Source organism: Candidatus Contendobacter odensis Run_B_J11, assembly GCF_000531125.1.
GTDB classification, from domain to species: Bacteria; Pseudomonadota; Gammaproteobacteria; order Competibacterales; family Competibacteraceae; genus Contendibacter; species Contendibacter odensensis.
The window spans coordinates 1-7,494 of record NZ_CBTK010000034.1 but is presented as its reverse complement, the minus strand read 5'-3'; the positions used below and the strand labels follow the sequence as shown (position 1 = coordinate 7,494).

Sequence of the window (7,494 nt, the reverse complement as noted above, 5' to 3'; positions counted from 1 at the left end):
GGGCGGGTCAACTCGGGCATAGTGTCAGAATAGTGGATGTCGGGGAGGGTAGGTAGTTACGTCATAGTTATTTGGACATTGGCGCCCGCATTTTCAACCGCCTTGATGAAATCTTTAACATTAGACTTGAACGGTTCTGCCAGATCATCGAGGGACTTACTATCGTTGGTATTGCTTGTGCGCCATCCGACCCAGTACTCACCGCTTTTTATCTTACTAACGACTATCGGGAGTACAGTTGGCGCAATGCTGCTGCCTTGATTCAGTTTAGCCAGCGTCTGTCCATTGGGATCGACTCGGCCATCGGGTTGACTCAATCTAACGACTCGGCGCTGAAATTCCATAATCGCATCAATCGTTCTTGGTCCTGCCTTGCCGTCAACTTGTATCTGTGGCCGGATATGCCGATTGAGCAAGGTTTGAACGGTTTTTACATCCAAGGAGTTATTGACACCACCTTTGCCTACCGATGCATTAATCTTATCCATGGAAATACCCTTAGGTTGAGATTTGGAAATGAAGGAAAGATTATTCTGAGAATTTTCTGAGAATTTTGTCCTGTATTTAGGGCGGATTCAGGGGCCTGGCGAAAGTCCTGGGAATGTTGGGTTGCGATAAAGCCGCAGCCCAACCTACGACTGTTGTTTGAAAGAATACATTTCTCAATCAAACAGGTAGGATATCGACACCCTCACGGTAAAAATATCCTGATTTATCTCTCCCGGTACTGCACCCAATTTTTTATCAACGAGATCCTTAAATGTATATTGATAACCATCGAGTGCGATTAAATAGCCCCAGTTCTTGTTAATAGTCGACCTCCATGATACGCCATAAGAAAGCCCTTGGGCATTGCTTGTCGAATTGGTCCCAAAAGATAAACCTGGTATTTGATCATTAATTTCTCCATCCAAATCAGCAATAGCAAGGTTGAGAGCGAGTATACCTGATTCCTGTATGACCCATCCGTAGCTTGCTCCTAAGAAGTATCCATCTGCTTTAAAACTAGCATTAGCTCCTCTATTACCAGATGCATCCAACTTATTATATTTATAACCCACATAAATCGAAAAGTTATCCGTAATAGCTACACCAGCAGCTAGAGAATAATCCTTCACGTCTCCATCAAAATTCTCGTTATAATTCAGAACGGGTAAGCTAAGATCATCAGAAGCGTTAGGAGCAATCTGCCCATACGCATCCAGATATAGGTGGTTCCATGATAACGTTGCTCCTGCTCCAATTAGCACAGAGCTAAATTGAAATTTTTGGGAGGGAACAATGCCAGGTAGCGGGCTAGGGGTTTCTAGCTTATAGTCCATGTATCCTGTCGTCAGGCGTGGAATAAATGATAAATCCTCCTCCGCAATCGCAAAAGGAGAAACACCAACAATAGCGAAAGTGATGATTGATCGATATAAGTTTTTCATTGGTAATCTCCCCTTAAAAAGGTTTTGTCAGAAACAAACACACAACACCAAAAATCCCCAATGAATAGTTGCACTTTTTAGTGCTAACCATCAAGGCATAATAACTGATTCCTCTTGCGTAAATTCGCTAGAATGTTCCGAAGATACGTCTTTGTGGTTTTTCTTTAGTAGCGGGCGCGTCATTTGTATCTTGACGCTGCTGATCTTGCTGCTGTTTTTCCAGCCGCTGCTGTTCTAGGCGTTGCTGTTCGAGCTTCTTTTGTTGCTCTTGACGCTGTTTTTCCTGTTGCTGCTGTTCGATCTTCTTTTGCTGCTCTTGGCGCTGCTTTTCTTCTTGCCGTTGTTGTTCTTTGCGTTGTTGTTCTTGGCGCTGTTTTTCCTCTAAGCGTTGTTGCTCCAATCGTTGTTGTTCTTGGTGCTGTTGATCTTGCTGCTTTTTATCAAACTGCACTTTTTCGATAAGCTGTTGTTCAATTTTTTTCCTTTGTTCTTGGCGTTGCTTTTCTTCCTGTTGCTGTTTAAGTCGTTGCTGTTCTTTCTTCTGTTGTTCTTGACGTTGCTTTTCTTCCTGTCGCTGCTGTTCCAGTTTTTGTTGCTCAACTGCAAGTTGAGCGTGAACATCTTCTTGCAGACGCATCAATTCTGCTTGATTTGGAATCACTGACAAACCTTTTTCAATCAACTTCAGGCTGTCCTGCAAAGCCCCCGCTGCTTTTTTCTGTTGTGCCTGTTGCAAGTAATCCTGGGCAATCCGCACCAATCCCGCCTGCGCTTGGACATTATTCGCATCCAGCTTGAGCAGTTGCCGATAGGTGGCTTCAGCATTATTTCCAACCGGTTCAGTCAACCGCTTGGCTTTGAATTGCGTTTCAGCCTGCTCCAATAACTTCTTTACTTCCTCATCCCGTTTAGTTTGTTCCGCCTGCTGCTTCTTTTCCGCTGCCTGTTGGGCGCGGATTTGATCCCGTAATTGCGTCAATTCCGGGTGATCTGGAATCAGTGCCAGCCCTTTTTCAATCTGCTGCAAACTGTCTGCGTATTTTCCATTCTTCTGTAATTCCAGCGCCTGTATTAAAGACTGACGGACCTCCTGCTGCCGCTGTGCCTGTTCCACCTTTTTCCGTTCTGCTTCCTCGGATTGCCGGCGCGCTTCAGCTTGTTGCCGCTGCTGCGCTTCGGCTTGGTGCTGCTGCTCCATCACTCGCGCTTTCACCTGTTCACGCAACGCCAATAAACCTTGATGCTGGGGAACAGCCACCAAACCTTGTTCAATATGAATCAGGCTTATTTCCAACAGCCCTTCCTGAAAACTGCTCTGAGCTTGAAACAGCGATTGTTCCGCTTGTAATTGTGTCTCCTGCTGGCGCTCCTGTTCCACCTTTTTAGTTTTTAGTTCGATAATTCGCTGCTCGGCTTCCTGGCGCAACTTCAGCAATTCCACCCGCCCCGACGCCATTGCCAGACCTTTCCCGATCTGATCCAGACTGTTCTGCGGTGCGCCCGCCTGAAGATAGCGCTGCGCTGAGCGTTCATATTCCTTGACCATATTTTCCAGTCCCGCCAGCGCCTGCGCATTGCTCCGATCCAGTTTTAAAACTCGCCGGTAAGCGGCTTCTGCGCTCTGCTCAGCCTCATCGGTCGACAATCCCGCTTGCAGTTGTGCATCGGCCTGTTTCAGCAATGCCGCAATTTCAGCTTCACGCGACAGTAGCAGCGTCTGTTCAATCGGTTTCACCCGCTCCGACGGGGCCTGGACGCTTTCCATCGCATTTCTTGACTTGAGAGCATACCCGACCGCCATCATCAAAATAGCCGCTCCAATGGCCCCAATCCAAACCGGGCGCTGCGATCTTTCCTTCAACAGGCTTTGTAGCTTACCACTAGCAAATTCTATAATGCTTTGATTAATATTACTGCCCGTATTCAATCCTGATGGTGTCCCGGTGTCGCTAGGGACAATCAAATTGAGCGCATTTAAAAACTCATTGGCGTTCTGGTATCGATCTGCGATTTTCTTCGCCAGCAGTTTATTCAAAACGGGCTGTAGATAGGCACATTCACTCGGTAGATTGGGCACCGGGTCATGTAAATGCTTGAGCATGACGGCGAGTGGGTTGTCCGCCTGGTAGGGAGGCCGCCCCGTCAGCATTTCGTATAACACCACGCCCAGTCCATACAAATCCGATTGAGTGGTGGCGCTTTCTCCTTTAGCCTGTTCAGGACTCATGTAACCCGGACTGCCTACCATCAAACCTACTGCCGTGTGAATCGTATTCGATTCGGCTACCCGCGCCACTCCAAAATCAGTTAATACCGGTGTATCATCATAGCGAAACATGATGTTGGACGGTTTTATATCCCGATGGATAACGCCGTTTTGATGTGCATAGCCCAATGCTTTAGCAATACACCGGACAATATAAATTGCCGAATCAATGGACAAACCCCGTTGAATCCGCTCCCGAAGCGTACCCCCAGAAAGATATTCGATAGATAAATAAAGCTGGTTGTCTTCAGTAATCCCTACATCATAAATAGTAACGACATTGGGGTGTAATAGCCGTGCGAGGATGTGGCCTTCTTTTTTGAACCGCTGCGCCATTTCACTGGTATCGTCAACTTCCTGCGCCAGGATTTTGATTGCAATTTGACGTTGCAAAGAATGCTGAGTAGCTCGGTATACGGTAGCCATCCCACCGTGCCCAATTTCGCAGTCGATTTCATAGCCCGCGATTTGCGGGAATCCCCACCGGCGCAGGCTCTCGCGGCCCAGACTCTCCGGCGGGGAGATGTCTGGAGGTGATGGCTGAAAACTCATCGAATCTCCCCCTTGGCCTATGATTTTTCTTCCTTAAAGACAGACACTTTCATCATCAATAGCGGAGAAGAAAACTGGTGTAAGAATGTAAAAATGTAAGAACCGCCTTTCAAAGATGACCATACGCTTTATATTAGAATACTAGATTTTCAGACTCCCTTGTGGGACTAAGCGAAAAGGATTTGCTCCTCGGACCGGAACATAATCAATCGCCCGGACGAAATCGTGAACCGTCTCATAGCGACCATGGCCGGCGGTGTTACAGGAATGGCAGGCAGAGCAAAGCGATGTCATCGACATCTTCATCACCCCAGTAGAACCTACTCAACTACCTGACACAAGGGGTAAATCCAGTGGTTTAAGCCCAGTGTCTATTGGTTATTTGAAGTAAAAATAGTCCACATGAATAAAAGTTACAACCATCTGATTTAGTAGGAATTAATGTTTGAAATTGAAACATGCGGTTTCAAGACGTTTCAAAAATTAAATCGCAAGACCGCTGGTGGCAGCAGTGGGGGCAAACTCCCCATAAAAAAGGCGCTTATCGCGCATTTTTTATGACCGCCTCTGACTCAAATCAGGCATTAATCTTGTGCTGGGCGCGACCGTGGACGGACCAAAGCCGCCTCGTGCATCGCCTCATACAAGGTCGGATGACCGTGAATGGTGCGGGCCAGATCCTCGCTGCTGGCACCGAATTCCATCGCCAGCACCGCCTCCTGCACCAGTTCCGACGCGAACGGACCGATGATGTGGCAGCCCAGCAGCGTGTCGGTTTCGGCATGGGCCAGCATCTTGACCATCCCAACGGCCTGATCCATCGCCTTGGCGCGACCATTGGCGCTGAACGGGAAACTGCCGATCTGGTACAGAATGCCCTCGGCTTTCAGCGCTTGTTCGGTTTTGCCCACCCAAGCGATTTCCGGGCTGGTGTAGATCACCCACGGAATCGTGTCGTAATTCAGATGCCCGTGCTGGCCGGCGACGATCTCGGCCACCATGACGCCTTCTTCGGAACCTTTATCAGCCGCACCGGATTCGCTGCCGCAAGCTGGCGTAGTCCCTTTCCGGGCATTGCATTCAATTGACTGGGACCAAGGCGCCGCACTGTCTGTTGCACTCGACAGGCGGCGCTGGGTGGAATCCTGTCCCTCTCCCGTCGGGAGAGGGATTTTGATACCGCAGCTCAGAACGCCTCGGCACTCAGCGCCATCAACGAATCCGCGCCAGCCTGAATCTTCGCCAGATGCGCCATGGTCTCCGGCAACACCTTCTCCATGAAGAACTGGGCGGCAACCAGCTTGTTGCGGTAGAACTGACGGTCGAAGCTGTCATCGTCCGGGTTGGAAAGCTGGTTTTCGCAGATTCGGGCCACCTGCGCCCACTGATAACCCAGCGTTACTAGCGCCATCATGTACAGATAATCGGTCGAAACCGCGCCGCCGTTGTCCGGGTTGGAAATGGCGTGCTGCATCAGCCACTGGGTCGCCTCAACCAGCCGTTCCAGCGCCTCGGTCAGAGGTCGAATGAACGGCGATAATGCGGCATTGTCCTCATATTTCTCGCAGAACCCGCCCACTAGGGCAAAGAAAAGCTGGATCGCCCGGCCCTTGTTGGCCGGCAGTTTGCGGCCCACCAGATCCAGCGCCTGAATTCCATTGGCGCCCTCGTAAATCTGGGCAATGCGGGCGTCACGCACGAACTGCTCCATGCCCCATTCGGCGATGTAGCCGTGACCGCCGAAGCATTGCAGGCACAGATTGGCGGCGGTAAAGCCGGTGTCGGTGAAATAGGCTTTCATCACCGGCGTCAGCAGACCCAATACATCCTCGGCCTTGCGCCGGGTTTCCGGGTCGGGATGCTTGCGGATGATGTCTACCTGTAAACCGGCCCAATAGGCCAGCGCCCGCGCTCCTTCCTGAAACACCTTCACCGTCATCAGCATCCGGCGAATGTCGGGATGGACGATGATCGGATCCGCCGGCTTATCGGGATATTTGGCGCCAGCCAGCGCCCGTCCTTGCAGTCGGTCCTTGCAGTACGCCACTGCGTTTTGATAGGCCACTTCGGCTTGACTTAATCCTTGTACCGCTACGCCCAACCGCGCTGCGTTCATCATGATGAACATAGTGCGCAACCCTTTATGCGCTTCGCCGATCAGGTATCCCACCGCGCCGTCGTAATTCATCACGCAGGTGGCGTTGCCGTGGATGCCCATTTTCTCCTCGATGGAGCCACAACTGACCGCGTTGCGGTCGCCGAGACTGCCATCGGGGTTGACCAGAAACTTGGGCACGATGAACAGACTGATGCCCTTGACCCCGTCTGGACCACCGGGAATCCGGGCTAGCACCAGATGGATGATGTTCTCGGCCAGATCGTGCTCGCCGGCGGAGATGAAAATCTTGGTGCCAGTGACGCGGTAGCTACCATCCGACTGCGGTTCGGCTTTGGTGCGCAGCAAGCCCAGATCAGTGCCGCAATGCGGCTCGGTCAGGTTCATGGTGCCGGTCCACTGGCCGCTGATCATTTTCGGTAGGTAGAGTGCTTTCTGCTGGTCGGTGCCGCCAATTTCGATAGCTTCCATAGCGCCACTGGTCAGGCCGGGGTACATGGTGAACGCCATGTTGGCCGAAGCCATCATCTCGCTAACCGCCAGCCCCAGCACATAGGGCAGACCTTGTCCACCGTATTCAGGATCGCCGATCAGGCCGGTCCAGCCTCCTTCGATTACAGCAGCGTAGGCTTCCTTGAAGCCGGTCGGGGTGATGATCTTGCCGTTTTCCAATCGGCAACCCTCCCGGTCGCCAACCCGGTTCAGTGGCTGTAACACCTCCTGGCTGATCTGGGCGGCGCCCTCCAGAATCGCCGCGATAGTGTCCGGGGTCGCTTCCGCGAAGCCGCTGAGTACGTCCTGATAGCGGTCAATCTTGAGCAGTTCATGCAGGATGAACTGCATATCACGCACGGGGGCGGTATAGCTGGGCATGGGCGTAATCCTGGGTTGCGTTGACGTTATTGATCAGCGATTGGCGAACCGCGCCATGCTGAAACCGTAACCGCAAAAATTAGAACAAACACCCTAATTTCTGAAAAATAGCCAGTTAATTCAAAATGCTGCGATAAAAAATCAGGATTTTTGGTACTGTAAATTTTCCTGTGATGGCGAGGGTTGGTAGCGTCAGGCTAGTACTTCACCCGCTCTGAATTGACGGGTAGAGGCGTTTTAACTTGATGCGGGCATCG

Annotated in this window: 4 protein-coding genes and 1 pseudogene; all 5 read right to left on the bottom strand. The window is 50.9% G+C overall.

Annotated elements, in window-relative coordinates; all coding sequences use genetic code 11:
* Window positions 1-56: 56 nt before the first annotated feature.
* Complete coding sequence (locus tag BN874_RS23265; RefSeq protein WP_081756101.1) at window positions 57-488, bottom strand: peptidoglycan-binding domain-containing protein; 432 nt, start codon at window positions 486-488, stop codon at window positions 57-59.
* A gap of 174 nt (window positions 489-662) precedes the next feature.
* Window positions 663-1,430 carry a hypothetical protein gene (locus tag BN874_RS02950; RefSeq protein WP_034430747.1) on the bottom strand — a complete coding sequence of 256 codons (768 nt, stop codon included), beginning with the start codon at window positions 1,428-1,430 and terminating at the stop codon, window positions 663-665.
* A gap of 127 nt (window positions 1,431-1,557) precedes the next feature.
* Window positions 1,558-4,248 carry a serine/threonine protein kinase gene (locus tag BN874_RS02945; protein ID WP_034430746.1) on the bottom strand — a complete coding sequence of 897 codons (2,691 nt, stop codon included), beginning with the start codon at window positions 4,246-4,248 and terminating at the stop codon, window positions 1,558-1,560.
* A 577-nt stretch (window positions 4,249-4,825) separates the two neighbouring features.
* Window positions 4,826-5,276: pseudogene (locus BN874_RS02940) on the bottom strand (oxidoreductase dimerization domain-containing protein); the annotation flags it as partial.
* 158 nt (window positions 5,277-5,434) lie between these two features.
* The gene (locus BN874_RS02935; protein WP_034430744.1) at window positions 5,435-7,237 is read right to left on the bottom strand and encodes an acyl-CoA dehydrogenase C-terminal domain-containing protein; all 1,803 of its coding nucleotides are present in this window, start codon (window positions 7,235-7,237) and stop codon (window positions 5,435-5,437) included.
* Between the last annotated feature and the right edge of the window lie 257 nt (window positions 7,238-7,494).